The sequence below is a fragment of the Streptomyces meridianus genome, assembly GCF_023703325.1.
In the GTDB taxonomy this organism is placed as follows: Bacteria; Actinomycetota; Actinomycetes; order Streptomycetales; family Streptomycetaceae; genus Streptomyces; species Streptomyces meridianus.
The window spans coordinates 15940-41281 of the sequence record NZ_JAMQGM010000049.1; the positions used below are offsets into that span (position 1 = coordinate 15940).

Annotated in this window: 29 protein-coding genes; 9 read left to right on the forward strand and 20 right to left on the reverse strand. The window is 72.5% G+C overall.

Going from position 1 to position 25342, the window contains the following annotated elements; translation table 11 throughout:
• Positions 1-45: 45 nt before the first annotated feature.
• Genes M1E25_RS21790 through M1E25_RS21800 form a run of 3 tightly spaced genes read right to left on the reverse strand, consistent with a single transcriptional unit; the run spans position 46 to position 2953 of the window.
• A complete protein-coding gene (locus tag M1E25_RS21790; protein ID WP_251418372.1) occupies positions 46-867 on the reverse strand; it encodes an ABC transporter ATP-binding protein in 822 nt (273 codons plus the stop codon).
• Positions 864-1931: a FecCD family ABC transporter permease gene (locus M1E25_RS21795; RefSeq protein ID WP_251418373.1), complete on the reverse strand. Its 1068-nt coding sequence runs from the start codon at positions 1929-1931 to the stop codon at positions 864-866. Before M1E25_RS21795 ends, M1E25_RS21790 begins: the two co-directional genes overlap by 4 nt.
• Positions 1928-2953 carry a FecCD family ABC transporter permease gene (locus M1E25_RS21800; protein WP_251418374.1) on the reverse strand — a complete coding sequence of 342 codons (1026 nt, stop codon included), beginning with the start codon at positions 2951-2953 and terminating at the stop codon, positions 1928-1930. The genes M1E25_RS21795 and M1E25_RS21800 overlap by 4 nt, the downstream gene beginning before the upstream one ends.
• 140 nt (positions 2954-3093) lie before the next feature.
• On the opposite strand from M1E25_RS21800, the gene M1E25_RS21805 reads away from it, so the two are divergent.
• Positions 3094-3954, forward strand: a complete 861-nt coding sequence (locus M1E25_RS21805; protein WP_251418375.1) for a (2Fe-2S)-binding protein — start codon at positions 3094-3096, stop codon at positions 3952-3954.
• A gap of 59 nt (positions 3955-4013) precedes the next feature.
• Here M1E25_RS21805 and M1E25_RS21810 read toward each other — a convergent pair whose 3' ends face one another.
• The gene (locus tag M1E25_RS21810; RefSeq protein ID WP_251418376.1) at positions 4014-5126 is read right to left on the reverse strand and encodes an MGDG synthase family glycosyltransferase; all 1113 of its coding nucleotides are present in this window, start codon (positions 5124-5126) and stop codon (positions 4014-4016) included.
• Between the two features lie 197 nt (positions 5127-5323).
• Here M1E25_RS21810 and M1E25_RS21815 point away from each other — a divergent pair, with 197 nt between their 5' ends.
• Genes M1E25_RS21815 through M1E25_RS21825 form a run of 3 tightly spaced genes read left to right on the forward strand, consistent with a single transcriptional unit; the run spans position 5324 to position 7814 of the window.
• The gene (locus M1E25_RS21815) at positions 5324-6103 is read left to right on the forward strand and encodes an SDR family NAD(P)-dependent oxidoreductase (RefSeq protein WP_251418377.1); all 780 of its coding nucleotides are present in this window, start codon (positions 5324-5326) and stop codon (positions 6101-6103) included.
• Between the two features lie 38 nt (positions 6104-6141).
• Positions 6142-7020: a DMT family transporter gene (locus M1E25_RS21820; RefSeq protein ID WP_251418379.1), complete on the forward strand. Its 879-nt coding sequence runs from the start codon at positions 6142-6144 to the stop codon at positions 7018-7020.
• Complete coding sequence (locus M1E25_RS21825) at positions 7014-7814, forward strand: polysaccharide deacetylase family protein (protein ID WP_372501272.1); 801 nt, start codon at positions 7014-7016, stop codon at positions 7812-7814. Before M1E25_RS21820 ends, M1E25_RS21825 begins: the two co-directional genes overlap by 7 nt.
• On the opposite strand, the gene M1E25_RS21830 is transcribed toward M1E25_RS21825, so the two are convergent.
• Both M1E25_RS21830 and M1E25_RS21835 read right to left on the reverse strand, forming a co-directional pair.
• The gene (locus M1E25_RS21830; protein ID WP_251418382.1) at positions 7787-8542 is read right to left on the reverse strand and encodes a DUF2637 domain-containing protein; all 756 of its coding nucleotides are present in this window, start codon (positions 8540-8542) and stop codon (positions 7787-7789) included. The two genes, M1E25_RS21825 and M1E25_RS21830, sit on opposite strands and share 28 nt — an antisense overlap.
• A 305-nt stretch (positions 8543-8847) precedes the next feature.
• Complete coding sequence (locus M1E25_RS21835) at positions 8848-10971, reverse strand: SpoIIE family protein phosphatase (protein ID WP_251418383.1); 2124 nt, start codon at positions 10969-10971, stop codon at positions 8848-8850.
• A 219-nt stretch (positions 10972-11190) separates the two neighbouring features.
• On the opposite strand from M1E25_RS21835, the gene M1E25_RS21840 reads away from it, so the two are divergent.
• A complete protein-coding gene (locus tag M1E25_RS21840) occupies positions 11191-11544 on the forward strand; it encodes a hypothetical protein (RefSeq protein ID WP_251418384.1) in 354 nt (117 codons plus the stop codon).
• A gap of 27 nt (positions 11545-11571) precedes the next feature.
• Here M1E25_RS21840 and M1E25_RS21845 read toward each other — a convergent pair whose 3' ends face one another.
• On the reverse strand, positions 11572-12810 hold the full coding sequence (locus tag M1E25_RS21845) for an FUSC family protein (protein ID WP_285831068.1): 1239 nt from the start codon (positions 12808-12810) through the stop codon (positions 11572-11574).
• A 475-nt stretch (positions 12811-13285) separates the two neighbouring features.
• A complete protein-coding gene (locus M1E25_RS21850; protein ID WP_251418386.1) occupies positions 13286-13489 on the reverse strand; it encodes a cold-shock protein in 204 nt (67 codons plus the stop codon).
• A gap of 224 nt (positions 13490-13713) precedes the next feature.
• Between M1E25_RS21850 and tap the strand changes: the two genes are divergently transcribed.
• The 4 genes from tap to M1E25_RS21870 all read left to right on the forward strand — a co-directional run bounded on the left by tap (position 13714) and on the right by M1E25_RS21870 (position 18727).
• A complete protein-coding gene (gene tap, locus M1E25_RS21855; protein ID WP_251418387.1) occupies positions 13714-16047 on the forward strand; it encodes a telomere-associated protein Tap in 2334 nt (777 codons plus the stop codon).
• 3 nt (positions 16048-16050) lie between these two features.
• On the forward strand, positions 16051-16608 hold the full coding sequence (tpg, locus tag M1E25_RS21860) for a telomere-protecting terminal protein Tpg (RefSeq protein ID WP_251418388.1): 558 nt from the start codon (positions 16051-16053) through the stop codon (positions 16606-16608).
• A gap of 86 nt (positions 16609-16694) precedes the next feature.
• Complete coding sequence (locus tag M1E25_RS21865; RefSeq protein ID WP_251418390.1) at positions 16695-17363, forward strand: ArsR/SmtB family transcription factor; 669 nt, start codon at positions 16695-16697, stop codon at positions 17361-17363.
• 71 nt (positions 17364-17434) lie between these two features.
• Positions 17435-18727 (forward strand): MFS transporter, encoded by a 1293-nt coding sequence (locus tag M1E25_RS21870; protein ID WP_251418392.1) that lies wholly within the window; start codon positions 17435-17437, stop codon positions 18725-18727.
• Here M1E25_RS21870 and M1E25_RS21875 read toward each other — a convergent pair.
• The 12 genes from M1E25_RS21875 to M1E25_RS21930 all read right to left on the reverse strand — a co-directional run bounded on the left by M1E25_RS21875 (position 18690) and on the right by M1E25_RS21930 (position 25340).
• A complete protein-coding gene (locus tag M1E25_RS21875; protein ID WP_251418394.1) occupies positions 18690-19136 on the reverse strand; it encodes a PPOX class F420-dependent oxidoreductase in 447 nt (148 codons plus the stop codon). The two genes, M1E25_RS21870 and M1E25_RS21875, sit on opposite strands and share 38 nt — an antisense overlap.
• Positions 19137-19178: 42 nt before the next feature.
• Positions 19179-19457, reverse strand: a complete 279-nt coding sequence (locus M1E25_RS21880) for a gas vesicle protein K (protein WP_251418395.1) — start codon at positions 19455-19457, stop codon at positions 19179-19181.
• Positions 19454-19681 (reverse strand): gas vesicle protein, encoded by a 228-nt coding sequence (locus M1E25_RS21885; RefSeq protein WP_251418397.1) that lies wholly within the window; start codon positions 19679-19681, stop codon positions 19454-19456. Before M1E25_RS21885 ends, M1E25_RS21880 begins: the two co-directional genes overlap by 4 nt.
• Entirely contained in the window at positions 19668-20507 is an 840-nt protein-coding gene (locus M1E25_RS21890; RefSeq protein ID WP_251418399.1) for a GvpL/GvpF family gas vesicle protein, read from the reverse strand. Before M1E25_RS21890 ends, M1E25_RS21885 begins: the two co-directional genes overlap by 14 nt.
• The gene (locus M1E25_RS21895) at positions 20504-20863 is read right to left on the reverse strand and encodes a gas vesicle protein (RefSeq protein WP_251418401.1); all 360 of its coding nucleotides are present in this window, start codon (positions 20861-20863) and stop codon (positions 20504-20506) included. The genes M1E25_RS21890 and M1E25_RS21895 overlap by 4 nt, the downstream gene beginning before the upstream one ends.
• 3 nt (positions 20864-20866) lie before the next feature.
• A complete protein-coding gene (locus tag M1E25_RS21900) occupies positions 20867-21823 on the reverse strand; it encodes an SRPBCC family protein (protein WP_251418403.1) in 957 nt (318 codons plus the stop codon).
• Between the two features lie 6 nt (positions 21824-21829).
• Positions 21830-22408, reverse strand: a complete 579-nt coding sequence (locus M1E25_RS21905; protein WP_251418404.1) for a hypothetical protein — start codon at positions 22406-22408, stop codon at positions 21830-21832.
• The gene (locus M1E25_RS21910; protein ID WP_251418406.1) at positions 22408-22677 is read right to left on the reverse strand and encodes a gas vesicle protein GvpG; all 270 of its coding nucleotides are present in this window, start codon (positions 22675-22677) and stop codon (positions 22408-22410) included. The genes M1E25_RS21905 and M1E25_RS21910 overlap by 1 nt, the downstream gene beginning before the upstream one ends.
• Position 22678: 1 nt before the next feature.
• A complete protein-coding gene (locus tag M1E25_RS21915; RefSeq protein WP_251418407.1) occupies positions 22679-23422 on the reverse strand; it encodes a GvpL/GvpF family gas vesicle protein in 744 nt (247 codons plus the stop codon).
• 3 nt (positions 23423-23425) lie between these two features.
• The gene (gene gvpJ / locus M1E25_RS21920; RefSeq protein WP_251418408.1) at positions 23426-23911 is read right to left on the reverse strand and encodes a gas vesicle protein GvpJ; all 486 of its coding nucleotides are present in this window, start codon (positions 23909-23911) and stop codon (positions 23426-23428) included.
• Between the two features lie 36 nt (positions 23912-23947).
• The gene (locus M1E25_RS21925; RefSeq protein ID WP_251418409.1) at positions 23948-24268 is read right to left on the reverse strand and encodes a gas vesicle protein GvpO; all 321 of its coding nucleotides are present in this window, start codon (positions 24266-24268) and stop codon (positions 23948-23950) included.
• A 118-nt stretch (positions 24269-24386) separates the two neighbouring features.
• Positions 24387-25340: an amidase family protein gene (locus M1E25_RS21930; protein ID WP_251418410.1), complete on the reverse strand. Its 954-nt coding sequence runs from the start codon at positions 25338-25340 to the stop codon at positions 24387-24389.
• Positions 25341-25342: the final 2 nt, after the last annotated feature.

Genomic DNA, 25342 nt, shown 5'->3' on the forward strand with positions numbered 1-25342 from the left:
TCCTTCGGTGCGGTTGGGGAAGGGCAAACGGACGGAGGTGGCCGGTCAGGCGGACACGGTGCGCCTGCGGGCCGTGGTGTCCAGGGGCACGACCAGGGGGGTGCCGGTCTCGGGGTCGGGTATCACCCGGCAGTCCACGTCGAACACGGACTTGATCAGTCCGGCGTCGAGAATCTCGGCGGGGGCGCCGGCCGCGGCCAGCTTGCCTTCCTTGAGGACGACGAGGTGGTCCGCGTAGCGGGCTGCCTGTCCGAGGTCGTGCAGCACCATGACGACGGTGCGGCCGGCCTCGGCGTGCAGTTCGGCGACCAGGTCGAGTACGTCGAGCTGGTGCCGGAGGTCGAGGAACGTCGTGGGCTCGTCGAGCAGGAGCAGGTCGGTGTCCTGAGCGAGCGTCAGGGCGATCCAGGCGCGCTGCCGCTGACCGCCGGAGAGCCGGTCGACCGGCTGGTTGCGCAGCGCAGTGGTGCCGGTGCGGTGCAGCGCCGACTCCACGGCGGCCTGGTCTGCGGCCGACCAGGCGCTCAGCAACCGCTGGTGCGGGTAACGGCCGAGGCGTACAAGTGCTTCGACGGTGATGGCCTCGGGCGTGACCGGCTGCTGGGGGAGCAGGCCCATCCGGCGGGCGAGGTCCCGGGCGGGCATCCGGTGGATGTCGGCCCCGTCCAGGGTGACCGTGCCGCCGGCCGGGGTCAGAAGCCGGGTGAGCCCGCGCAGCAGCGTGGACTTGCCGCAGGCGTTCGGTCCGACGATCGCGGTGACCGCACCGCCGGGCAGCACCAGGTCCAGTCCGCCGACGACGAGCCTGTCGCCGTAGCGCAGGTCGAGCCGGTGGGCGGACAGCTCGTTCGGCTGCGAGGTGGTCATCCGTTACTCCTGTTGACGGGGCTGTTCTGACGGAGCATCAGGACAAGTAGCCAGGGTGCGCCGACGGTGGCGGTGATCACTCCGACGGGCAGTCCGTTGACCGGCAGCAGATGCTGCACCACCAGGTCGGAGCCGAGCAGCAGCATGGCTCCGGTCGCCGCGGTCAGGCCGAGGGTGGCGGGGGTCGGCGGGCCGGCAGCGAAGCGCACCACGTGCGGCACCGCGAGCGCCACGAAGGCGACGGGTCCGGTCAGCGCGGCGGCCAGGGAGGCGAGCGCGACCGCGGTCATCAGCAACTGGAGGCGGGCGCGTGAGGGGTTGAGTCCCAGTGTGCCGGCCGAGTCGTCACCGAGGTCGAGTACTGCGAGCCGCCGGTGCAGGACGAACGCGCAGGCCGTCGCCAGCACCACGGCCCCGCCTGCCGACCAGACCTCGGGCCAGGTCCGTCCGTACAGCGACCCGGTCGTCCACTGCATGGCGGAGGTGGCGAGCTCGGCGGGGAAGCGTACGACCATGAGGTTCACCGCGGCGGCCAGCCCGGCCTGGACGGCGAGGCCCACGAGGACCAGCCGGATCACGGCGAGGCCCGAGTTCCATGCGAACACCCCGAGCAGCGCAGCGGCCAGCAGCCCGCCCCCCAGGGCGGCCGCCGGGATGAGGCTCTGCGAGGCGCCCGCCGCGAGCAGGATCACCGCGCCGAAGGATGCGCCGCCGGTCACGCCCATCACGTCCGGGGAGGCGAGCGGGTTGCGGAACAGACGCTGCAGGACGGATCCCGCCGTGGCCAGGCCCGCACCGGCGATCAGGGCCGCAACCATACGGGGTGCCCGGAACTCCTGGACGACCAGCACGTCGCCGGGATCGCCCAGGCCGACCAGGGCGCGCAGGGCCACCGAGGCGGCCATGGGAACCTGACCGCTGGTCACCGAGACGGTCACCAGCGTGAACAGCGCCGCGAGGACACCGGTGCCCAGGAGCAGCAGACGGTGCCGACGGTGGTCCGGGGCGGGCGACGCACCGGTGCGGGGCATGCGGACGCGCCGCGTCGTCGTGGTGTCGGTCATCGGGCGGCCTTCCGGGCGAGCACGGCCAGCAGCGGGGCGCCGAGGAAGGCCGTGACGATGCCGACTTCGAGTTCCGAGGGGCGGGCGACCAGCCGGCCGAGCACGTCCGCCGCGAGCAGCAGCAGCGGTCCCGCGATGAAGCAGCCGGGGACGAGCAGACGGTGGTCGGATCCGACTGCGAGCCGGACCAGGTGGGGGGCGGCGAGTCCGACGAAGGCCACGGGCCCCGCCACGGCGACGGCGGACCCGGCGAGGAGCACCACCGCCAGGCCGCCGGCGATCCGGATGCGGGAGACGGGTACTCCGAGGGCCTGCGCCGAATCGTCGCCCAGCGACAGCGCGTTGAGTGCCGGGGTGATGGCCAGGGCGAGGGCGAGCCCGACGAGCAGGGTCGGCAGCACCGGGTACAGCACGTCCAGGGTCCGCCCGCTGAGTGAACCGGCCAGCCAGAAGCGCGCCTCGTCCAGGGTGCGTTTGCTGGCCAGCATGACCGCCGATGTCCAGGACGCCAGCACCGCGGTGAGAACGGTCCCGCCCAGGGCGAGCCGGACCGGATCCAGGTGACCGGCGCGCCGGGCGATGCTCTGGGCGAACAACGCCGCGCCGGCGGCGCCTGCGAAGGCGAACCAGAGGTAGTCGGCCGGCTTTGTCACGTGGAGCGCGTAAATCGCGGTCACCACTGCGAAGCCGGCTCCGGCGTTGATGCCCAAAGTGGTCGGCGAGGCAAGGGGATTGCGGGTGATGCCCTGGGCCACGGCGCCTGCCACGCCGAGTGCGGCGCCGACCGCCAGGCCGACGAGGGTGCGCGGCAGGCGCAGGCCGGTCACCACGATGGCGTCGCGCCCCGTCCCGCCGTCCGCGAGGGCTTCGACAACCGTGGCCAGCGGGACCTGCCGTGTCCCCAGCGCCAGGCTGAAGGCGGCGCACAGCGCCAGCGCGATACCTCCGGCGAGGAAGAGCGGGAGTCGCTTCCAGGCCGGGGTGGCCGAGCTCGGGGAGGCGGCCGTTTCATGCGTCGTCACGATCGGTAAGACTAGGTTAGGCATGCCTAACTTTGTCAACCGGGCTTCGGAGGCCCGTGAATGCGGGGCGATCGCACTCCGGCTGATCATAGCGTTAAGGTAAGCCTTGCCTTGCACGCATTCGATGTTGGGAAGAGCCGATGACCACGGCGCCGCAGACCTGCACGCCGCAGCGCGCCGAGAGCTGCCCGGAGATCCTCACCGCGACCTACCGCCGCCTCACCGGCATGTGCGGGGCGCTGCGGGTCCGGGTCGTGCCCGCCGGGGAGGCCGCGGGGCGCCCGGGCAGCCCATGGACCGACGGCGAACGGCTGGCCGCCGAACCCGCATGGGCCGACGTCTTCATCGCCGCCGAGGCGGCCCGGGTCACGGACCTCTACGGCCACGAGGCCCGCCGCGACGTCGCCGCGACCCGGTGGCTGCATCAGCACCTGTGGACCGTCTGCCTGTTGATGAGCGGACCCTGGTACCTCGAGCGCAGGGTCGCCCGAATTCGGCCGCGGGACGTCCGCCTCGACCCGACGACCGGTGAAACGGCCGTCGTCCCGGGCAGCTTCAGCTGCCTCGCCGGTGACCCCGCGGCTCACCTGACGGGCACTCGCGTCGTCGTGGACGACGAGGCCCTGCGCGCCGAACTGCGCGCGGCCGTCGCCGACTACGCGCGCCCGCTGCTGGCCGCCCTGGGAAGCCGGCTCCGCCGCGGCCCCCGAGCCCTCTGGGGCATGGTCGCCGACGATCTCGTCTCCGGGATCTGGCACCTCGGAGTCCTCCTCGGCGACGAGCAGAGCGGAGTCGCCGCGGCCTCCGCGCTGCTCCCCACCGCCGTTGCACCCTTTCCCGGTGGGGCTGCCTTCCGCGACCTGACGACTGCCGGCGGCGAACGGCAGCCCACCCGCACCCGGCTCGGCTGCTGCCTGCACTACAAGATCCGGTCCGAGGAAACGTGCATCACCTGTCCTCGCACCTGCGACGCGGAACGACTCCGCCGGCTGCAGGACTGACGGACGCGCAGCGGGCAGCGGGAGTCGGGGCCGGCCCGGGTCGGCCGGTGCGGATCCGGTCAGAGCGGATGCGGAACCCCGTGCGTGGACGCCGTCCGGGCGATGACCCGTGCGGAGTCGGCGGTGAAGGCGGCCCGTCCGGCCGCAATCCGCTGCTCCCGGAACGGGCCGGGGTCGGTCAGCCGTCGGACGACGTGCAGCAGTTCCGCAGGGCCGGCCGCGAACTCCGACAGTCCGGCGGCGGACATCTCCCGTACGCCCTCCGCCCCGTGACCCGGAACCGCCCGGTACCCGACGACGGGCAGCCCGGCGGCCAGAGCCTGAGCGGCCGTCTGGCCGGCCGCATTGTCGACGAGGGCCCGGCCCGCGGTCATCAGCTCCGCCAGATCGTCCACCCAGCCCAGCGCCAGGCAACCGGGCTGCCTCGACAGGCGGCGGGCCAGACGGTCATCGTTCCCGCACAGCACCACCGGCAGGAAACCTGAACGCGCGAGCAGCGCAGCGGTCTCCGGGAACGCCGACCCTGCGCCCCACGCCCCGGCGGACAGCAGGACCGGCGGCCGGCCGCGGGCAAGATCCGTTAGGGTCCGCTGCCAGCGTGACGCCGGGGCCGCAGCGGCCCGGCGGAAGTGCGGCGGCACCACGGGCCCCGTCACCCGGGCCGGCCGCCCGGTGCCCGCCCGGGCCCGGTCGGCGGCGGCGGGAGTGAGGCACAGGTGGAGGTCGTTGCCGGGGTGCAGCCACTGTCGGTGGACGGCGAAGTCGGTCACCGCCACCACGCTCGGCGGCCGCAGTGCCCCGCGCGCCCTGAGCCCGCCGGTCACCTGGGCCGCGATGTGGAACGTGGAGACCACCACATCCGGGCGCACCTCCGACACCACCGCGAGGAGTTGCCGTTCGGCGGCCCGGGCCAGCGGCGTGGCGTCTCCCCGCAGTCGGCTGCCCGAGCCGAAGAACGTCCGGTAGACCGCGGCGTAGATCCAGGGCAGGCGGCGGACAGCGAAGCGATAGCCCTCGCGCAGCGCCTCGCCCGCCCCGGCGGGCAGCAGGGTCAGCAGATCCACGACCGTGGCCTCGTGGCCCTGTCCTCGCAGGCGCCGGGCGAGTTCGCGGGCGACCGCGTCGTGGCCCGCTCCCATGCTCGCGCTGAGGATCAGTGAAGTCTGGGCCATGAAACTCCCCGCTCGTCGCGGTCGGCCCGCCGACCACCGTCCCGGACCGTGCGGGCGCCGGATCCCCGCCCAGTAGAAGTGTGACTTATCGTGAAGAACCTGACAAAAACGGGTAAGCAGAGCCCGGGATTCCGGTGTCCCTGCACGGCCAGGCCCCACCGGGGTCAGGAGCCCCCGGACGACCCGGAGGACGGAACATGTCCGAGAAATCCGCACCGGAGACCGGCACGGGACGGCAGGTGGCCCTCGTCACCGGCGCGTCCTCCGGGATCGGGGCCGCGGTGGCCGCACGTCTCGCCGCCGCGGGCGGCTGGGACCTCCTGCTCAGCGGCCGGGACGAGCAGCGGCTCGCGAAGGTCGCGGCCGAGACCGCCGGCATGGTCCTGCGGGGCGACCTGGCGTCCCGGGAGGGCTGCGACACGCTGTCCGACTCTGCGCTGGCCCGCACCGGACGGGTCGATCTCCTGGTCGCCGCGGCCGGAGTGGGCTGGTCCGGACCGTTCACCCGGATGCCGGTGGGTGCACTGGAGGAAGTGCTCGCCGTCGACCTGGCCGCCGTCGTGCACCTCGTCCGGGCGATCCTGCCGGGCATGGTCCTGCGGGGCTCCGGACACCTGGCGATCGTCGGATCCATCGCGGGCCGGGTGGGAGTCCGGGAAGAGGCGGTCTACTCGGCCGCCAAAGGCGGACTCGCGGCCTTCGCCGAGAGCCTGCGCTACGAACTCACCGGCACCGACGTCCGGGTGTCCATGGTTCTCCCCGGCGTGGTCCGCACCCCCTTCTTCGCCCGCCGGGGCGTGCCCTACCGCCGATCGTGGCCGCGCCCGATCCCTTCGGAGCAGGTGGCCGACGCCGTGTACGAGGCGGTCCGCCGCGGGCGCGACGAGGTGTTCGTCCCGGCCTGGCTCGGCCTGCCGGCCCGCCTCCAAGGCCTCGCGCCCGGGGTGTTCCGCAAGCTGGCCGGCCGGTTCGGCTGACGGGTGGGCACGGTGAGGCAAGGGGAGGAGGCAGGCCGATGACCGGGCTCGCGGTTCTGCTGGCGCTGCTGTCGGCCTGCGGCAACGCCGTGGCCTCGGTTCTGCAGCGGCGAGGGGCGTCCACCGAGGCGCCGCCCGCCTCGACGGCGCGGTTCGGCTGGCTCCGATGGCTCATCGGCCTGATCCGCCGCCCGGTGTGGCTCTGGGGGATGGCGGCACTCGTCCTGTCCGCGGTGAGCCAGGTCGCGGCGCTGGCCGCGGGCCCGCTTTCCGTTGTCCAGCCCGTGATGACCACCGAGCTCCTGTTCACCCTCGCCGTGGGCAGCGTGGTCTTCCGCCGCCCGGCGGGCGCCCGCACCTGGCGGGCCTTCCTGATGATGGCCGTGGGGCTCGGCGCCTTCCTCGCACTGGCCGACCCGACCAAGGGCACCACGGTTGTGCCCGGCGGCCGGTGGCTGATCCTCCTCGGCCCCACGGTCGTCGTCATCGGAGCTCTCGTCGCGCTCTCCCCCCGGCTGCCCTCCGCCCCCCGCGCCACCGCTCTCGGCAGCGCCACCGCGATCGGGTTCTCGTTCACCGCGGCGCTGCTGAAGGACGCGATCGGACGAGCGGACGTGGGACTGACCGTGCTGCTGACCTCCTGGCAGTTCTACACGGCGATGGCGGTCGGTTTGTTCAGCTTCCTCATGCTCCAGGCGACCCTGCGCGCCGGAAGTCTGGTCGCCTCCCAGCCGGCACTGACCCTTGGTGACGCACTCCTCAGCATGGTCCTCGGTGCGGTCCTGTTCGACGAGACCATTGAACTCGGCTGGCGCATCGTGCCCGAAACTGCAGCGCTTCTGCTGCTGGTGATGGGCAGTATCCGGGTCGCCCGATCGCCGCTGGTCGCGGGTCCCCGCGCGGAGCAGCAGTGGTGAGCGGCCGGCCCCTGCGCGGCGCCCTGTGCCTCACCGCCGGCCTTGCCGCCTGGCACATCGGGCCCGCGGCGACCTGGCTGCCGGGAGTCCGCGCCGCGCTGCCCGCCCTCGGGGGAGCCGGCGACCCCCGCCATGTGGCGCTGACCTTCGACGACGGCCCCGATCCCCGCAGCGCCCGGGACTTCCTCCGCACGCTGGAACGGCTCGACGTGCACGCGACCTTCTTCCTGCTCGGCAGCCGTCTGCACCGGCACCCAGGGATCGGCAGAGCTCTCATGGAGCACGGGCACGAACTCGCCGTGCACGGATGGGAACACGAGCGCCCCTGGCTCCCGCGCCTCCGCCGGGACATCCGGGACGTCGCCCGCGCCGTCGAAACCGTGCACCGGGTCGGGGGCCGGCGCCCGCTCTGGTACCGGCCCCCGTACGGCATCCTGACCGGCGGCCGCTGGGAGGCGGCCCGCCGGTCAGGACTGCGGCCCGTCCTGTGGACCGCCTGGGGCCGCGACTGGACACCGTGGGCGCGCCCCGACACGGTTCTCGCGGAACTGGGCGCGTCCCTGCGCGGCGGGGGCACGGTTCTCCTCCACGACTCCGACCGGATGTCCGCCGAGGGCTCGTGGCGTGCCGCCCTCGGCGCGCTGCCGGATCTGGTCGCCGCCTGCCGGGCCGCCGGACTGACCGTCGGCCCGCTGGCCGAGCACGGGAGGGCCGGTCCGAGCTTGCGTCCGCCGTCCCCCGGCCGAGGCGATGCGGCCCGGCCCGTTCAGCTGCGCGGCCCGGCGCCGCGCTGACGCGGCAGCGCGTGACGCGGCGGAGAAGTGAGCGTGATCTGCCGGATGAGCTGATGGAACGACACCAGAGCGGTGATCGGAGGCAGCCCGGCCACCGTGATACCGGGCAGTGTCTTGGGCGCATGGGCGATGCAGAGCACGACGGCGATCGCGGAGAACAGCACGACGACGGCCCACGAGTGCGCGCTGCGGCGCTGGTGCAGCGCCGCCCGGATGATGGAGAGCGAGGCGACCAGCCAGGGGCCGTAGACCAGCAGCGGCCACCAGGCGGCCAGTTCGTGGGACGTTCCCGGGGTGGCGAGCAGCCGCAGCGGGTTGTAGGCGATGGTGCCGCCCAGCACGCTCAGCATCGCGACGATGATCGCGGTCAGCGCCGCGATGACCAGACTGAGCAACTGGAGCCACGGCACGGGCGCCGGCCTGCGCAGCCACGAGATGCGGCGCCGGTGCCGGCGCCGCGGCCCGGCAGGCCGGGGGGCCGCCGGCGGTTCGCGGGCGTCGTCGGACCACACGGGTTCCTCGGCCACCGTCTGCAGGAGCTGGGCCAGGTCCTTCTCGAACTCCCACTGCCGGGTCAGGTCCTCGAACTCCTGGGATGCCTGGACGTCCCGTTCGAACTCCGCAGCCGCCGGGAAACCATCACCGGGCGAGGGCTGCCAGTAACCGTCCACGGGGGGCCCGGCTGCGTGGCGGCCCTGGGGGCGGGGGAAACCGTTCGCCTCATGCATGCGCAGGCCGCCTCGCCGAACGCGGGTTGCCTCCGGCCACGACCGCAACCGCGGGCTGTGGGAGAAAACGGGGGCCGGTCCGGTTCCGGTCGGCGAGTGAGCGCTGCAGGCCGTCTGCTGTCATATTCGCACCAACGATGAAGGTTTGGTGCCGTTGTGCGGCATCCGGGTGAAAGGCCCTTGAGGTCGGACGGTCGTACAGATGTCCGTCAGTCGGGTGAACCCGGATCACTTGGCCGCGATGGTGGGCGAGTTGACATCGGGCTCCGCGAACGGTTCCCGTCCGGGCCGACGGGTCCGGCCCGTCAGTCCGGTGCCGTCGCCGCGTGCCCGGCCGGGTCCCCGGGCAGGGCGTCGGAGCGGATCCGGGCGATGAGCAGGGCGACGTCGTCGTGGTCCCCGGGTTCCCGCAGCGATCCGAGCAGCACGTCGCAGGTGGTCTCCAGCGGCCGGACCTGGTCGCCGAGCAGCGACAGCAGGGTCTCCAGCCGCGAGTCGATCGGTTCGTCCCTGGTCTCCACCAACCCGTCGGTGTACAGCACGAGCCGGTCGCCCGGGGCCAGCGGGAAGCGCGTGGTGTCGAACCGCACGCCCCCAACCCCCAACGGTGCGCCGGTGGGCAGTTCGAGGAGCCGGGGCGCGGCTCCGGCGCGGATCAGGACCGGCGGAAGATGACCGGCGGTGGACACCAGGCACTCGCCGCGACGAGGGTCGTGAACGGCGTAGACGCAGGTGGCGAAGGAACTCTCGAGTTCCGATGCGATGGCGTCGAGATGTCCGAGGAGCTGCGCCGGGTCGAGCTCCAGGGCCGCCAGCGTCCGGGTCGCGGTCCGCAGCTGCCCCATCGCCGCCGCCGCGGTGATGCCGCTGCCCATCACATCGCCCACGACCAGGGCGGTCTTGTCGCCGGGCAGCGGGATGACGTCGAACCAGTCTCCCCCGACCTCGCCTGCCGCCTGGGCCGGCTGGTAGCGGTAGGCCACTTCCATCCAGCGCTGCTGCGGGGGGCGGGCGGGCAGCAGGCTCCGTTGCAGGGTGAGCGCCGTGTTCCGCTCGCGCTGGAACCACCGGGCGTTGTCGATGCACACGGCGGCCCGTGCAGCGAGTTCACCCGCCAGGAGTACGTCGTCCTCGGTGAACGGCAGCGGGTTCCGGTCGCGTTTGAGGTCCAGGGCGCCGAGGACCTCGCCCCGGGCGATGAGCGGCACCGCCAGATAGGAGTGCACGCCGGCGCGGGCCAGGGTCCCGGCCGCGGCGGCGTCCCGTGCGATCCGCGGCAGGTCCTGCGCCGTCACGCGGGCGACGAGGACGGGACGGCCGGAGCTCACGCACTGCGTGACCAGCCGGTCCGGCTCGTACTTCGCCGTCTCGCCCGGCGGGTCGGCGGCCGTCACCGCCTCCGAGGGGTGCCCGGCCGCGACCGCGAGGGCCCGGAACGTCGCACCGCCGCCCGGCTGCTCCACCGGGGTGCGCCGGGAGTCCAGGACGGAGTCGAGGACGTCGACCGCCGCCACGTCCGCCAGCTCGGGCACCGAGACCTCGGCGAGTTCCCGGGCGGTCTGGCCGAGATCGAGCGTCGTTCCGATCCGCACCGAGGCGTCCGCGACCAGGGCCAGCCGGTGCCGTGCCCGGGCCGCCTCGGTCGCTGTGCGGTGCCTCTCCGTGACGTCGACGACCGAGGTGACCACCCCCAGCACCTTCCCGACGGAGTCCTCCAGGCGGTAGTACGAGACCGACCACGCCCGCTCCTGTTCCGGGGCGTCCGGGTCCTGGCCGGTGGCGAACTGGTCCAGCAGCGGGCTACCCGTCTCCAGCACGCGGCGCATCGCGGACTCGACGGCCTCCATGTCCCGGAACGGCTCGGTCTCGCGGATGTGCCGCCCGGCGTGCCTGTCGGCCGGCAGTCCGATGATCCGCTCCAGCGCAGGGTTCACGGTGACGTAGCGCAGGTCCGTGTCCAGCACCGCGTGCCCGATGGGTGACTGCGACACCAGCCGCGCGGACAGCGCCAGATTCCGCTCGACGCTGCGGACGACGTTCCGGTCGGAGGCGATCCCCAGCGCGTATGCCGCCCCCGCCTGGTCGGTGAGACGCATGTTGCGGAACTCCACCAGCAGGGTGGTGCCGTCCTTGTGCCGCACAGGAAAGACGCCCGACCAGCTCCCGCTGCCCTCCATGACCTCGGTGAACAGCTCGATGACGGTGCCCAGGTCCTGCTCCTGCACCAGCAGCCGGCCGGCGAAGCGCCCCAGCGCCTCGTGCGCGGTGTAGCCGAACAGCTCCTCCGCCTGCGGGCTCCAGAACACGATGTGTCCCTGGGCGTCCAGCACCACCGCCGCGATGTTCAGGACGTCGAGCAGGCTCCCCGGCGGGGAGACAGCGGGATCGGACCGGCTGGGGCCGGCGCCGAACGCCTCCGAGGAGTTCATTCCTGCTGTTCCCTCCGCCCGCTCGCCCGGAACCGTCCGGTCCCGGTCCGGCGGCCTCGTCTCCACTGTGGCCCGTCCATCCTCTCTCCGCACCGGACCCTTCGGCAGCCCCCGGGACCAGGGAGTCGTCCGGTACACGGAAGGTCCGGAGGTGCGGTCGCCGGGACAAGTCGGCACGGTGGTTGCATCACGGCTCTCCGAAGGGATAGGCGTAACGCCATGGCTACCCACAGCTCAGCAGCGCCCGGCAGCGGGGCGATCGGCACCCGGTCCCGGACCGATGTCGAGAACGCCCACGCGGCTCTCGAGGACGCGGCATCGCCGCTGGGCGCCGACGCGTACCGCACCGGCGCCCTCTCCGCCTACCGCTGGGCGCTCGGCCGGTCGGTCTCGGCCCCCGTCACCGGCGCTCCGGGTGGGGGTACACCGCCGCTCGAAACCCTGACGGCCGAGGTCGACGCGGCTCTCGTCCAGATTGAGGACCTGACCCGGGACCCGGCGGCGCTGACCTATACCCAGGGCGTCCAGGAGGCCCTGGCCTGGGTGTGCGGGCATCGCGACGACCGCCCCTGAGCAGCGCGCCGGCCAGGGCATACGGGATCACCGCCCGCGGCGCGGCCACAGGGCCGCCGCCGCGGCACGGGCGCGGCGGCGGCCTTCGGATGCCGTACGCCGCGGGGGCTGCCGCGTCGCGTGCTCCGCGAACTCCTCGGCCAGCCACTGGGAGCGCCGCTCGACATCGAGTTCGCTGAGCAACCGGTCCACGTTCGCGAGCAGCGCGCCGTGCAGCTCCCAGGCCTCGGGCTCCCGCGTCGTCTCGGACCGCAGCAGGGCCGCGATCTCCTCGCGGTCCGACCGGCCCTCGTCCAGCGCCTGAGCCAGCTCCGACTCGGCCCGCTCGGCGTTCGGGCTCACCTGCGCGGTGATCAGACGGCCGAAGTTGTCCACCGCGGCTCCCACGTGCGTCAGGAGTTCCTGCAGGGCCTCGGCCACCGGCCCCGCGTAAACCGGTTCCCGGTGACGCCGTTGCGAGAGGTCGGTCAGCGACCGGCACAGGGTACGCAGCACGACGGCGCAGATCTCCTGGGTGTCGAGGCCGCTGCGCAGCACCAGCCGGGCGAGGGCCGCCTGCCGGACGCGCGGATTGAGCCGCATGCTCTCCTCGGCCTCCCGGAGGGCCGAGTCCACCTGCACGATCTCCTGGTCCAGGCGGCGGGCCTCCTGCAACCAGGAGGTGGCCTGGTCGATCGAGGCACCGCCGCTGAGCTCCCGGCTCATGCGTGCGAGCAGTGCCCGCATGCGGCGTGCGAGCTCGCGGATCGCCTCGCCCGCGGGCTGGACGCGAACGGGCGGGAGCAGCAGGTTCAGCAGGACGCCGGTGATCGCGCCGATCAGCGTCTCGGCGACCCGCCCCCAAGCGGTCTGCGCCACGGCCACATGGCTCACGCCGAGCACGAGCATGGCGCTGATCGCGACCTCCGGGACGAACTCGTTCACCCGGATGGTCTGCCCGACGACCAGGGACGCGAGGATCAGCAGCCCCAGGCTCCACCAGCTGAGCCCCACGAGCGCACTGAACGCGGCGGCGATGAGCACCCCTGCGACGACGCTGGCGACCCGGCGCAGCCCGGAGGTCAGGGTGGCGTACAGGCTCACCTGGATGACCAGCAGCGCCGTCAGAGGCGCCAGCAGCGGGGCCCGGCTGCCCGTCAGCCACAGTCCGATCACGAACGCCAGGGTCGCGCCGACGGTCGAGCGCACCGTCCGTACGACAGCCGGTTCGTTGTGTCGTCTGACGAAGCCGACCACGGATTCCGATACGGCAGGCACGGATTTCATGTCTATCCGCGCGACCGGCGCGCGACACCTGCCGTCCCGAGGGGCGGGGACGGGCCGGCGGGCCGTACCTCGGCTCGCCGGGCCAGTTGTCCGAAGCAGGCGAACAGGCGGCGACAACGTGCGTGCCCCGGCTGTTCGGTGACTGCTGGGCCGGCCCGGTCGCCTGCGCAGCATGCCCGATGGCCCGTCAGACCGGATGCGCCGCGCGGCGACACCGGGGGCCGCGATTGCAGAGCTCCGGCGCGCGGAATTGCGTGCCGCTTCCTCGGCCATGGGGGAGCCGAGGAAGCGATCCGCCACCCGAAGGGGGAGGAGCGGCGGTCGGCGGACGTGCCCACGCTAGGCGCACCGCAGCTGTCGCGCACCGGGGGCGGCCGATCTTCACGGGTTCATAAGACTGCACTGAACCTGCGCTCAGCGACACGTGCGGGGCCGGGCCCCCGCCCAGCGGCGTGAGCCCGGCCCGAAAGTCGCGTCAGACGCGGCGGATGTTCTCGGCCTGCGGGCCCTTCTGCCCCTGGCCGACCTCGAATTCGACGCTCTCTCCTTCGGTCAGTTCGCGGAACCCTGCGCCCTGGATGTTGGAGTAATGGGCGAAGAGGTCGGGACCTCCCGCGCTCTGAGCGATGAAACCGTAGCCCTTCTCGGCGCTGAACCACTTCACGGTGCCACTGGCCATACGATCGTGCATCCTTCGGTTTCGCCAGGAACAGCCCGGGGATCGAGGCTGCCCCAGACGCCCATGTGGGGCATCCGTGAACTTTTTACCTCATTTGTCCGTTGTGCGATTCCGGTACGCGCCCAACAGGGTTCCCTCCCGCGGGGTGTGAGTTCCGGGGTGCTTCACGATGTGCGCAACGATGTGGCCTGCAAAGTTAGAATCGCGCTCGGAGGTGTGCGCACGTGCCCGAATCCGACAAGCTTCTCGCGGCCGTCGATGCCCTGCTGGCGCGCCCGGACGACCTACCCCCGCCCGAGGAGCGCGAACGGCTCCGCAAGGCCGCCCGGGTCACCCAGGCCGACCTCGCCGGGGTGTTCGGTGTCCGTCGCGAGACGATCGTGGCGTGGGAGGCCGGACGCAACGAACCTCGCCCGCCCAAGCGGGAGGCGTACGTACGGCTGCTGGCCGGATGGGCGGCCCGCTACCCCGCGGACGGGACGAGCGCCGCGCCGCAGCCGCCGGCCGGGCCCGTGCCGCCCGCTCCGGCGGACCGGACGCCGAGCGGCGAACCGGTGACCGCGTCACCGGAGCCCTGTGTCCTGTGCGGCCGGCCCACTCCGTTCCGCGGCGGCGGACGCCCCCAGCATCTCGACGGGTTCTGCCGCCGAAGCGATGCGGCCGCATCGCAGACGCCCGCAACAGGGACGTCCGCGCCGGGCACGCCCGGACCGGAGGCGGCCGGACCGGAAGAAGGGCCCCGGCCGACAGCCGCCCCGCTCCCTCGGGTTGAGGGGGCGTCCGGAAACCGGACCACGCCGAGGACCGCTGCCCCGGCCATCCGGCCCGCTGCCCCCGCCGGCAGGCGACGCCCCGCGGGCGGAAGCGGACGCACACCTGGCGGTCGGCGGGCCGCCGCGGAGGCGGTGACCTCCACGCGCTTCCCCAACGGACCGGTCGCCGTCCTCGGGGCCCGCGGCACGGCACACCTCCCGGACGGACGCGTCCTCGAATGCCCGGCGCGTACCCTGCCGGCGCTCGCCGCCTGGGCCACTGCCGAGGCCGGTCTCGGCGCTGAGCGTCTGCACCGGTCCGGCCGGGACGCGGACCCCTTGGTCGTGCTCACCGCCGCCGCTGCCCGAGAGCTCGGTCTGCCCCTTGAGCTGGAGGACCGCCGGTCGCTGCGCCTGCCCGACACCCACCCCGTCGTCAGGCAACTGGCCAGGACCGACTGGCGGCTGACCCGGCGCGGGTTCGGTCCGTGGGCGCGCATCTACCGTTCGGCCGCGGATGGCCGGCGCCGCTGCGTCCAGTTGGCCGTGCTGCCCTGGGACGCCCTGGACGCCCGCAGTTGGGGCGGAGCCGGGGGCATGGAACCGCAACGGCTCGCGCGCGTTCTGGGCGACTACACCCGCCGGGTCCGCACGCCCTGCGGCTCCACGGCCGTGACCGGCCTGGAGCTGATGACGAGTCTGCGGCCGCCGACCCGTGCCGTCCGTGACGAGACCGACGGGGGCTGGACCTCGGGTCCGGTGCCCGGGTCCCTCACCGCTCCCGTGGATCCGGCGCCCCCGGAGGCGCCGGACGAGCACCCCGTCGCCCGGGGCCGTGCGGTGGGGGAGTGCCTCGACGAGGAGGCGTACGAGTGGCACCGGGCGGCGGAGTTGCTGGATGACGACGAGCGGGACAGCGCGTACGCGGTCGGCATCGACGTCAACACCGCGTTCCTCGCGGCCGCATCCCGGCTGACCGTCGGACTGGGCGCTCCGGTGCACGTCCGGGAGCCGCGCTTCGACCGGAAACTTCCCGGCTGCTGGCGGGTCGACCTCTCCGGGATCGAGCTCGACCCTCGTCTCCCCTCGCCCTTCACTCCGCACGGCGGTCGACCGGAGGGTCCCGCCTGGTACGCCACGCCCACGGTGGCCTATGCCGTCGAACTCGGCGCCGAGGTCGAGCCGTCGGAGGCGTGGGTGCGGCCCGACAACGGTCCCTATCTCGATCCCTGGCACGCCCGGTTGCGCGAGGCGTACCTGGAGACGATGGAGGACCTCGGGGTGCCCGCGGGCATCGACGGGGCCGGTTTTCTCGAGGCCATGGACCGGCTGTGCTCCGCCGACCCGGATCAGCGGGCCGTCCTCTCCGCGGTCAAAGCCACGGTCAAGGGCGGCATCGGCAAACTGCGCGAGCGTCCCCAGGGCCTGCGCCACCGGCCGGGGGAGCGGTGGCCGGCGCTCGAACGGCCCACCTGGCGGCCGGACATCCGTGCGGCGGTGATTTCCACCGCCCGGGTGAACATGCACCGGAAGATGGCCAGGACGGCCGCTGCCGCCGGCCTGTTCCCGGTCGCGGTGCTCTCCGACTGCGTGGTCTATCCGTCGGACGGGCCGTCGCCGCTCGACGTGCTGCCCCGCAGCGCCGACGGAAAGCCACTGCCGGGTACGTTCCGGCTCGGCGTCAGCCCCGGCATGGTGAAGCACGAGGGCACCCAGCCGATGAGCTGGGCGCTCGGCCTGCTGGCCGAGGGGCACAATCCGGCCCGGCACATCAAGGGCTCCGACGCTGCCCTCGAAGGCGAGTGATCCATGGGAAAGATCAGCGACGGCCTCGACCGGGCGGTGGAGAACACCCTCACCCGCCCGATCCCGAAGAGCGCCGGGGCCCGGATGCGCTTCCTCGTCAAGGTCGAGAACGGCTCGACGCGAGCGGTGGCCGCACGGCTGGGCGTCTCGCAGCGCACGGTGCAGCGCTACCTGACCGGGGAGCGCAAGCATCCCACCCGCGCGGTGGCCAGGCGTCTGGAGGCGGAGGTCCGCAAGGAGTGGCAGCCTCGGGTGCGGGCGCGGGCGCAGCGGCAGGCCGCGACCACCACGGGCATCGCCGTGGAGACGCGGGCCCGGTTCGGGTTCACCGCGGCTCCCGGCTCCACCGACGACCCGCGGATGCGGCGGATCACCGAACTGCTGCCTCCTGCCTACGCGGAGCGCCTGTTCGAAGCGCACCGCGAGGGCAGGTCCGAGCGGCAGCTCGAGGCCATCGTGGCGGAGGGGCTGCAGGAGAAGTACTTCAAGGACAGCGGCCGCCGGGCGGCCGGTCTCACCGTCGAGTTGACCGGTCTGGACTACATCGAGCTGGAGTACTGACGGGCGCAGGGAGCCCCCCCTCGACCGCAAAGAATCTTTGCAAAAGACCTTTGCGAAGAGTTCTTTGCGGTCCTACGCTGCGTGTCATGACGGACACTCACGAACGCGGAACCGGGCACGCTGCCCGCACCCACGTCGTTCTCGACGCCAAGGGGCTGCGCGCCCTCGCCCACCCGGTACGGGTCCAGCTCGTCGGGCTGCTGCGGATGCACGGCTCCTCCACCGCGACCCGGCTCGCCGAACGGCTCGGCCTGACCTCCGGAGCAACCAGCTACCACCTGCGGCAACTCGGCGCAGCGGGATTCGTCGAGGAGGACGCCGAACGGGGCAACGCCCGTGAGCGCTGGTGGCGTGCCGTTCACGAGTCCACCTGGTTCGACGATCCGGAGCTCGCCGAGCGGGAACCCGAGGCCGCCCTGGCCTACATGCAGTCCATCGCCGCCACCTACGCCCTGCGCGTCCAACGGGGGCTGAACGAACTCCAGACCATGCCCCGTGCCTGGCGGGACACCTTCGATCTCAGCGACTGGGCCCTGTGGCTGACCCCCGCGGAGGCGAAGAATCTCCGGCAGGAGATCGCGGACGTGGTCGGACGCCATCGCGCCGCCTCCGCGGCAGGAGGGGCCGATGTCCCGGACGGAGCCGAGCGGGTCTCGTTCATCGCGCAGTTCCTCCCCGAACCCGGCGTCCCGGCTCCCGGCGGGGCCCCGTCGGCGCCGGCGGAACGGGCAGGGGGAGGGGGAGAATCCCGATGAGTTCACGGAGAGCCGCCGAACAGCCTTTCACCCCAGGGAACTTACGCCCCCTGGCCGGACTCCTCACTGCCATGGCGGTCTCTCTGTCCGGCACCCGGATATCGGCCATCGCCCTGCCCTGGTTCGTCCTCGTGACCACCGGCAGCGCCGCGCAGACCGGACTGGCGGCCTTCTGCGAGATGGCGCCGTACGTGATCGTCAAGGCGCTGACCGGACCGCTCACCGACCGGGTCGGCCCGCGCCTCGTCTCCTGGACCGCCGACGCCGTCAGTTCGGTCGCCGCCGCCCTCGTCCCGTTGATCCACCTGGCCGGCGTGCTGTCCTTCCCTGTGCTCCTGGTGCTCGTCGCGGTGGTCGGGGCCGCTCGCGGGCCCGGTGACCTCGCCAAGGAGGTCATGATCCCGGAGGTGGCAGAGCGCGCTCATGTCCCCCTGGAACGGGCGACCGGCGTCTCCGGAGTCATCGAGCGACTGGCCCAGACGGCAGGTGCGGCCGGCGGTGGTGCCCTGATCGCACTCGTCGGCCCCCTCGCGGGTCTGGCCCTCAACGCGGCATCGTTCGCGCTGGGTTCGCTGATCATCGCTTTCACACTGCCTCGCGGCGTCGGGCTCCCCGAGCCATCCGGCACCGGCCCGGCCGGGGAGTGCGGCCCCGGCTACTGGCGACGGCTCGGTGAGGGGTTCACCTTCCTGCGCGGCGATCTGCTGCTGCTCACCGTCATCGTCATGGTCGCGATCACCAACCTGCTCGATGCGGCGTTCACGTCGGTGCTCCTGCCGGTGTGGGCCAAGGAGTCCGGACAGGGGCCCGCCGCGATCGGACTCGCCGGGAGCGCCATGGGCGTCGCATCGGTGGCCGGGAGCCTGGTCGCCGCGGCCGTCGCGCACCGGCTCCGGCGACGGCCGGTGTTCTTCGCCGGATTCCTGCTGGCAGGTGCCCCGCGGTTCCTCGTCCTCGCCTCCGGAGCCCCGCTGTGGGCGGTGGCAACCGTGTTCGCCGTCGCGGGGCTCGGCTCCGGATTCATCAACCCCATCATCGGCGCGGTCTTCTTCGAACGCATTCCCCGTCGTCTGCTCGGCCGGGTCGGCGCCCTGGGCGACGCGACGGCCTGGGCGGGCATCCCCCTGGGCGGCCTGATCGCCGGAGCGGCCGTGACGTCCGTGGGTCTTCTGCCGGTGCTCATCGTGGGCGGAGCCATGTACTTCCTGACCACCGGTCTGGCCGGACTGCGCCGGGAGTGGCGGGAGATGGACCGGCTGCGAGGCAGGGGAGCAGCCCAGCCCGTCGGCGAGGGAGCCCCCGCCCCCGCCGCACAACCGGACCCCATCAGCCCGGCCAGTCGGCGATCGCCTGAACCGCCGTGACCCGCTCGATGTCCGCCCGGACCAGCAGCTCACCCGGAACCGCGTTGCGCCGCCCGTACGACTCGCCCTGCTCCGGCCCCATGTAACGGCTGCCGATTCGGACAGCCCAGGTTTGCAATTCCTCGGGATCATCGACGAGTTCGGCGGAGCACTCCAGCAGCACGAAGCTGAACGGCGGTGTCTCGTCGTCGACACAGAGCGAGAAGTACGGGCTGCGTATCAAAGCCCGGCCCTTGACCGATCCGTGCCAGGTGGTGAACAGCAGACGGTCGTGCCGGCCGCCCGCCGGAACGTCGTCCAGCGTGAACCACACCGGGGTGACGTGCGGCCGCCCGTTCCTGCGGTTGACCGCCACCTTGCCGGTGCGCGTCCCGGCGAGAAGAAACGCACGCCACTCGTCCTGCGTCATGTTCCGCACGAGAAGTCCGCCCCTCCGCGCAGCGATGTCGTATCAGTCGTGGTCGAGTAGGGTCCCGAGCGGTCCGAGATCGAGATTCAGGTCCTGGCGCCGCAGCCCGTGCTGGTCGCACAGTTCGTCCATCCGCTGCTCCAGCAGCATCAGCGTGGTGCCGATCCGTTCCACCTGCTCGTCCGTGAGGTCGCCCTGGTCGAACCTGCGCACTGCCTGACGCTCCATCAACTGCCGCAGCAGCTCGACCACGGTGAGCACGAGCGAGACGAGATCCCGGCCGGCCTTCTCCGGGTCCAGATCGAGCCGGGATTCCGTCACAGCGGCCCCCCGTCGGCCCAGGGCGCCGGAACGCGGTCGCTGACGGAGGCCAGCAGGGCGTGCAGGGACAGGCGGATCAGGGGCACCTCCGCGATGGCGATCACGATGTCGCCGCTCACGACCACACCCGTGGCCAGCACCCGGTCCAGCAGGTCTACCAGCGGTACCCCGATCGGTGCACCGGCCTCGGGGCCCTGCCACGCCACGACCTCATGGCCCGGCATCCGTCTCACCTCCCTGCACGAACGAATAGGGCGCCCAGGGGCCGGACAGCTCGATCTCCACGCCCCGCAGCGCCGGATCACCCCGCAACTCCGTGACGAGGAGGTCCAGTTCGCGGCATCGCGAGTCCGGAACCAGGCAGGTGGCGTTCAGGACCTGGACCCCGCGGTCGCCGGTGCGTTCCGTGTGGTGCGGGCGCAGGCGGCGGGCGGCCACCGCGACCTCGCGCAGACGTGCCTCCACCAGCTCGGCTGCCTGAAACGCGGACCGGTCGCGGTCCTCCCGTGCCCGCTGCCGGCCGCGGACCCGGTCCAGATAGGCCCGGCCCGCGCCGGGGCGCCCCGCACCGGAGGAGGAGACGGGCGCCGTCTCGGGCTGCGCCGGGGCACCGGCCCGGTCGCCGGGGCGGGCGTACACCTTCACGCCCCACTCGGACCGCCCGGAGATCCTGGCCAGAGCCGTCATGAAGCGGTGTTCGTTCTCCTCCAGCGCCGCCCGGGCCCGTTCGTCCCCCCGGTACAGCGTGGCCAGCGGCAGCGGTACGACCGCGGTGTGCTCGGCGACCGCGGAGACCACCGCATGGTGGGACCGCACACAGCGCTCCAGTTGAACGGGGTCCGCCAGCCGTTCGCTCAGGGCCTCCTCGGAGAACTCCGCTTCCGGTACGTCCTGCACGACGGCCTCGAGCGCCCCGACCCGCAGCGAGCGGACCGGTGCGGCCGGGGCGTGGCCCGTCACGCCGGAGAGGACACCGGAGTCGCAGCGGCGGCAGACGGCGAAGACGTAGGTGGCCGTGGACGCCCCGGAGCCGGGGGAGGGGGGCGTCATGAGCGTTGCACCTCGTCGGATCCGTTCCCCTCCGGCCTGGCGGGGGCGCTCTCCAGCGCCTCGATCCGTTCGCGCAGCCGCTCGTTCTCCAGGGCCAGTGCGTCGTGCGCGGCACGCGAGGACAGCGCGGGGTCCGTCTCCCACCAGTCGATGCCCGCCTTCTTCGCGGTGTCGACCGACGCGACGAACAAGCGCAGGCGAATCGTCAGCAGCTCGATGTCGAGCAGGTCGATCTTGATGTCACCGGCGATCACGATGCCCTTGTCGAGGACGCGTTCGAGGATGTCGGCGAGGTTGGACGCGGTGGGCCCGGACCGCGTCAGCGCCGTACCGCTCTCCGGCTCCAGCACGCTCACGCGTCACTCCTCCTCGTCTTCCTCGTCGTACTCTTCCTCTTCCTCTTCCTCTTCCTCCCCTTCCTCCTCCGGCTCCTCCTCTTCCTCTTCGTTCTCGTACTCCTCCTCCGGCTCCTCCTCTTCCTCCTCGCCCTCTTCTTCCTCGGCCTCGAGAGCATCCTCGTGGGTGACGACGACCTCGCCGTCCCGGATCTCGCCCCGCCAGCCCTCGACCTCCTCCTCGGCGCCGAGCGTGACGTAGCGCTGGAAGTGCTTGAGATCCAGCCGCAGACGGCGGCCCTGGGCGCGCCACAGGTTTCCGGTCTTCTCGAAGAAGCCGGAGGGGTAGTACTCGACGACCACCACGATGCGGGTCAGCGTCGGTGAAACCTCGTGGAAACTGACGCAGCCCCGTGTCGTTCCCTTGGCCCCCTCGGAGGTCCACACGATGCGCTCGTCCGGGACCTGCTCCTCGATCGTCGCGTGCCAACTCCGCGACGAGGGACCGACCTTCAGCTTCCAGTCGGACGCCGTCTCGTCGGAGACCGACACGCTGCGCACACCCTTGGTGAACGAACTGAACTCCTCGAACTGCGTCCAGTGGTCGTAGACCGTGCGCAGCGGAAGCCCCACATCGAGGACTTCGACGATGTTGGTGACCTTCGTGTCGCCGGACTTTCCGCCACCGGATCCGGAGAACTTGTCCTTGATCTTGCCGACCACGTTGTCCTTCACGCTCTTCGCCTTCTCTGCCATCAGAGCCTTGACCGGCGAATCGCCGCTGAGTACCCGGGCGCCGGCGCCCTTGAGGAGACCGCCCCCGCCGCCTCCGCCCTCCGTGAGCCGCTCCGTGAGCCCCGTCAGTTTGTCCCCGGCTCCGTCCGCCCAACGCTGCGCCCGTGCGCCCATGTAGCCCACGAGCTCCTCGCGCAGCCGGTCGAAGCCCGAGCCGTCATCGGTTTCCCGCGTCTGCTTCGCCATGACCGCCTACCTCCCGCGCCCGGGACGGGCCGACGTCTTCTTGGCGGCGGTCTTCTTCGCCGGCGCCGACTTCTTCGCAGCCGTCTTCTTGGCCGCAGCACCCTTCTTCGCGGCCTTCCTGGCGGTCTTCTTCGCCGGGGCCGCCTTCTTCGCCGCAGGCGGCCTCTTCGCCGAACTCGCTCTGGGTGCACGGCGACCGGAAGACCTTCTCCGCTCGCGTTCCTCCTCGGCCTCCTCGTCCTCCTCGTCCTCGAACTCCTCTTCTTCGTCGTGCTCGTCCGCGGGCTCCTGCTCCACGACGCCGAGCAGTTGCGTCCGCTCGTGGAGAGCATCGGCGAAGGAGTCGAGGCGGGCGCGTCCCGCGTCCCTCAGCTCGCCGCGGATCTGGTCACCCAACTGGGAGAACTGGGGAGATTCGGCGAGCTTGTGCAGGCCCTCGGCGAGCAATTGCTGAGGACTGACGCCGAAGCGGCGCCCCACCAGATAGGTCGCCATCCCGAAGGCGAACTTCGCCTTCTTCGTTCTGCCGAGGACGTAGCCGCCGGCGACCGCCGCGGCGATGGCCATCTTCGTCGTGTCGTTCATCAGCGCATTCCCGGGGGTTGTCGGACGTCGGTTCTTGCCGGGGCGGGTCTCGACTCGAGCAGGTCGAGCACCCGCTCCTCCTCGCGTTCGAACTCGGCCTCCCCGATCTGCCCCTGTTCGTAGGCTTCGTTGAGCAGGGCAAGGCGAGCCCGGAGCACAGCAGGGTCCCGAAGCTCGTTCTCGGCGGCCTCCTGCAGCCGGTCGGTCACCCAGATCACACTGCGCACGGGGGCCAGCGGCAGCAGCAACACCTCGGTGAACAGCCCCATGTCAGGCCCCTGCCGGCGCGGTCAGCGGGGCGACGAAGCTGTAGCAGGGCAGAGGCCCCGTCAGCCGCAGCTCCACCCGGTCCCGGTTGCGGGCCGCACATTCCTCCACCCGGTCGCGGAAGAGCGCGGTCCGGGACTGCGGTACGAGGAATGAGACGTTGCGGACACACCCCTCCACCTCCGGCCCCGGCGCCACCTCGTCCGCAAGGGGGCCGAACTCCTCGAGGGCACGGGCGGCGGCAGCCGTGGCCCGCCGGCCCAGCGCGGCCGCCACCGCCTCACCCAGCCGGAGGTTCGCCTCGTAGCCGGGACGGCGACGGGCCTCCTCGCGCAGCCGGCGTACTTGCGGGTCCTCCCGGACGAGCGGTTCCAAGGCGTCTTCGGCGGGAAGTGCCTTCACGTTCATCTCGACGCGGTCGCCGATGCGCTCCAGTGTCGCTGTGTGCCGGGACTCCTCCCGCGTCACCTGGGCGACCAGTTGGGATTCGTCCGGCGCGACGACCCCGAACCGCATGGGAATCACCGGGCCTCCGGACGACAGGGCCAGCAGCATTTCCTGGTGGGCCATCAGGTCGCGTCGGCGTGCCCGCAGACTCTCGGGCGCGTCGCTGACGACCGCGCTCAAAGACCCCGCCGGTACGGCACGGATCCGATGAGTTCCCGGACCCACCCCGTTCTGCCCGAAGGGCAGCCGATGCCCGGCGCGGACGATGCCGTACACGTACACGCCCAACTGCGTGGCCATCGGTCAGTCCTCCCTCGTACGCCGCGACGTGCGGGTGCGGCTGCCGGCCGTGCGTGTTCCGCTGCGGCGGCGGGTGGTGGTCCGTGACGGTCCCTCCTCCTCGTCCCGGTCCTCCTCGCTGTCGCCCCCGCCGGCGCCGATGGCCTCCTTCACCCGGCCACCCACCGAGCGCGCAGCCTTCTTCGCCCCGGCCTTGCCGATGCCCGTGGCCATGCCCCCGCCGCCGAACAGCTCGGGGACCGTCTTGCTGCGGGTGTCGGTCTCCAGGTCCAGGCGGTTGCACGCCTCGGCGAAGCGCAGATAGGTGTCGACACTGGCGACGCAGATGCGGATGTCGATCTTCAGGATCTCGATGCCGACGAGCGAGACCCGTATGAAGACGTCGATGACCATGCCCCGGTCGAGGATGAGTTCGAGGCAGTCATAGAGGGTTCCGGCCCGCGGAACGCAGGCGACTTCGCCGGTGTACGTGGTCGTGGTGGTGGTCATGGGAGGACGTCCTCTCGTAGGCGTGGATGCGCGAACTCAGTCGTCGGCCCAGCCACGCCGGTAGCGGCGGACTCTGCGGTACTGCATGAGCTCGCCGTCCTGGTCGATCTCCACCTCGTAGGTGGCGAGCAGACTCGTGGTGTCCGGGATTCTGGGCACTTCCATGACATCCACGTGGACACGCCAGCCTTGCTCGGTACGGCATACGGCCGAGACGCCCTCCAGGGGATGGCCGATCAGCTCGGTGAGACTGTCGCCGGCCCGGCGGGCGGCTTCCTGTGGCCCCCGGGCCGTGGTGCGACGCGACGCCGTCGTTTTCGAAGCGGTTCGCGTGCGCCCCTCACGTTGCTCCGTCATGCGAACCAGTCTGCGCAGGAGGGGGCGAGGGGCGCGCGCTCTGTTGGACCGCTCGGGGGACGCCGCGGTCGGCGCGGCGGCGGGGTCCGCTGGGCGCGCATGCCCGACGCGACGCTGGTCAGCGCAACGTGGCCAGCGCCCGCTCCAGCACCGCACCCCACAACAGCAGTCGCTCGTCTGCCCCCGGCCGTGCGACGCACTGAAGCCCGAGCGGCAGCCCCCGGCCGGGCCGCCGTACCGGCAGACCGAGCGCCGGCATCCCGGCGTGGCTCCACGGGACGCCGAGCACCGGGAGGCCTCCGGGTCCCGGATCGGCGCTCCAGTCGTCGCAGAGTTGGCCGGCCGCGAGAGCGGCGCCACGGACGTCGTGGGTGAACAGGCCGACGGTGTCGTACGTCGGGGCGTTCGGGACGACGCCGTCCACCGGGATCCGCCCGTGGGTGGGCCGGAATCCGGTCACACCGCAGTAGGCTGCGGGCCGGATCACCGAGCCGATGGTCTGGGTGCCGATCGCCAGCAGCTCCACCCCGGCAGCGACAGCGGCTGCCGAGCCGCTGCTCCACCCGCCCGGCGTGTGCCGTGGCCGGTGCGGATTGCGGGTCGGCCCGGGAGCGGGGCCGGCGAACTCCGCCGTGACGGTCTTGCCGGCCAGGAACGCCCCGGCCTTGACGAGACGGTCCACCACGGAGGCCTGGGGCCCTTCGAAGAGTTCCGGCGGCAGCCGTGATCCGGCGCGGGTGGCCGCGTCGACCCGGACGATGTCCTTGACTCCCACGGCGACGCCGTACAGTGGCGGCCCCGCCGCGGGTTCGGGCCAGGTCCGGGTGATCCGCTCCGCGGCGGTACGGATCCGCTCCCGTCGGCCGGGCTCGGGGACGAAGACCCGAAGCGTCCGGTCCGCCTCGTCGATGCGGTTGCACACGGCCTCGGCGTGGGCAGGTACGGAACGGTCCCCGCCGCGCAGCGCGTTCACCGCCTCGGTGAGCGTCTCACCGTCCGCCGGTGGCCGGCGCGTTCCGGGGCCGGGCGGTGCAGCCGGCCCGGTCAGCCGGTCGTCTCCCCGCCGCGTCACGG